This window comes from Kitasatospora sp. NPDC091257, from assembly GCF_044757675.1.
Classification (GTDB): domain Bacteria; phylum Actinomycetota; class Actinomycetes; order Streptomycetales; family Streptomycetaceae; genus Kitasatospora; species Kitasatospora lactacystinica.
In genome coordinates this window covers 1-2,190 of the sequence record NZ_JBIVVI010001372.1, presented here as the reverse complement: position 1 = coordinate 2,190, position 2,190 = coordinate 1, and the positions used below count along the sequence as shown (strand labels likewise).

General features: G+C 73.5%; 2 protein-coding genes and 1 pseudogene. All 3 read left to right on the top strand.

The genetic code is table 11. The features are described from left to right. Positions 1-522, top strand: a pseudogene (locus tag ACIQOV_RS38410) (branched-chain amino acid ABC transporter permease); the annotation flags it as partial. A 209-nt stretch (positions 523-731) separates the two neighbouring features. Next, complete coding sequence (locus tag ACIQOV_RS38405) at positions 732-1,859, top strand: branched-chain amino acid ABC transporter permease (RefSeq protein ID WP_401055411.1); 1,128 nt, start codon at positions 732-734, stop codon at positions 1,857-1,859. Next, a partial coding sequence (locus tag ACIQOV_RS38400; RefSeq protein WP_401055409.1) for an alpha/beta fold hydrolase occupies positions 1,856-2,190 on the top strand: 335 nt, incomplete at its 3' end. The genes ACIQOV_RS38405 and ACIQOV_RS38400, both read left to right, overlap by 4 nt.

The following is a 2,190-nucleotide window of genomic DNA, read 5'->3' as shown; positions in this document are numbered from 1 at the left end:
GACTCCCGCCCCTTCCCCCAGCCGGAACTGCTGTCCGGCACCTGGCACGTGCTCGGGGCGACCGTCCCGGTCAACCGCTTCGTGCTGGTGGCCGCCGCCGCACTGCTGCTGCTCGCTCTTCGGTTGTTCCTCGCCCGCACCCGCTACGGGCTGATCGTCCGGGCCGGCGTCGAGGACCGGGCGATGGTCACGGCGCTCGGCATCGACGTCCGGAGGGCGTTCACCCTCGTCTTCGCCCTCGGCGGGGCGGCCGCCGCCCTCGGCGGCGCCCTCGGCGGCCTCTACTTCGGTTCGGTCAATCCCGGCCAGGGGACCGGCCTGCTCATCTTCGCCTTCGTCGTCGTGGTCATGGGTGGCATGGGCTCCGTGACCGGAGCCGCCGTCGCCTCGGTGGGCGTCGGCCTCGTCCAGCAGTTCGCCAACTACTACACCGGCGCCGGTCTCGGCGACCTCTCGGTCGTCGTCCTGCTCGCCGTCCTGCTTCTCGTCCGACCCCGTGGACTCACCGGGAGGCTCGCGTGAGCGCCGAAACACCGATCACGAGCACCGGTGGCCCCGCGGCGGGCCGCAGCGCCGCCGCTCCGGCAGGGGGGACTGACACCGGCCCTGCCGTGACCGCCGTGCCGGAAGAGGGGACTGACACCAGCTCCGCCGACACCGCCACTGTGGCAAGGGGGACTGACACCGGCCTTGCCGAGACCCATTGTGAACACAGGAGCGGGCCCGGCGCCATCCCTCGAACAGGTGATTCAGTCACTAACCGCTGGACAGGCGTGCACAGAGCGCTACGCTGGTGGCCGATCGCCCTGCTGATCACGTTCCTTGTCGCCCCATACAGTGCGCTTCCCGTCCCGGGACTGCTCGACGGCCCGCTCGGCAGCCCCGGCAGCCTCCAACTGCTCGCCCTGTGCCTGCTCTACGGGGCCCTCGCCACCGGTTACGACCTCCTGCTCGGTCGGACCGGACTGCTCTCCTTCGGCCACGCGCTCTACTTCGCGACCGGCCTGTACGCCACCGATCTCGGCATGCTGGAGCTGCGACTGCCGTTCGCCGCCGCCGCGGTGTTCGGCGTCGCCTGCTCCGTGCTGCTGGCCCTGCTGCTCGGCTCGGTCAGCCTGCGCGTCACGGGCATCGGGTTCTCCATGGTCACCCTCGCCTTCGCCCAGGCCGGCTCGATCCTCGTCCAGCGCAACCCCGGCGGCGTCACCGGCGGCGAGGAGGGCCGCTCCGCCCCGGCCGACCTGCTGCCCGCCGGCCTGCTCGGGATCGAGAACACCGCCAACCTGTACTGGATCGCCGTCGGCTACCTGGTGCTGACCGTCGCCGCGGTCCACTGGGCCGTCAAGTCGCCGATGGGCCGGGTCTGGGAGGGCATCAAGGAGAACGAGCGCCGGGTCGAGGTGCTCGGACTGCGGCCCTACGGCTACAAGCTGGTCGCCTTGGTGCTGGCCGGCGGGCTCGCCGGGCTGGGCGGGGTGGTCTACCTGCTGCTGACCGGTGGCGCCACCCCGCAGGCCGCCACCTCGGACGCCACGCTCGCGCTCCTGGTGATGGTCGTCCTCGGCGGCTCCGGCACCCGCTGGGGACCGCTGCTCGGCGGTGTCCTGTACACCTGGGCGAGCCACCGGCTCGGCGACCTCGCCAACTCCTCGACCGTCGCCGACCTGCCGGCGGTGCTGCGGGTGCCGCTCTCCCAACCCCTGTTCCTGCTGGGCGCCCTGTTCGTCGCCGTGGTCTACCTGCTGCCCGGCGGCCTGGCTAGACTGCCTGCCCGCATCCGCACCGCCCGGTCCGCCCGCTCCGCCTCGGTGCCGGCCGGTCTCGGAACCGCCCACCCCACCGGAGGTACCCCCGCGTGAGCCAGTCGCCGCTGAAGCCCGAGGAGTTGACCGTCCCCGTGCCCGGTGGGGACCTGGCCGTCCTGCGCTGGCCCGCGGACGACCCGCAGGCCCCCACGATCGTGGCGGTGCACGGCATCACCGCCAACGGCCTCGCCTGGTACGAGGTCGCCCGCCGGCTCGCCGGCCGGGTCACCCTGCTCGCGCCCGACCTGCGGGGCCGCGGCGCCAGCCGCTCGGTCGCCGGACCGTACGGGCTGGCCCGGCACGCCGACGACGTGGCCGCGCTGATCGGCGCCCTCGGCCCGGGGCCCGTCACGGTGGTCGGCCACTCGATGGGGGCCTGGGTCAC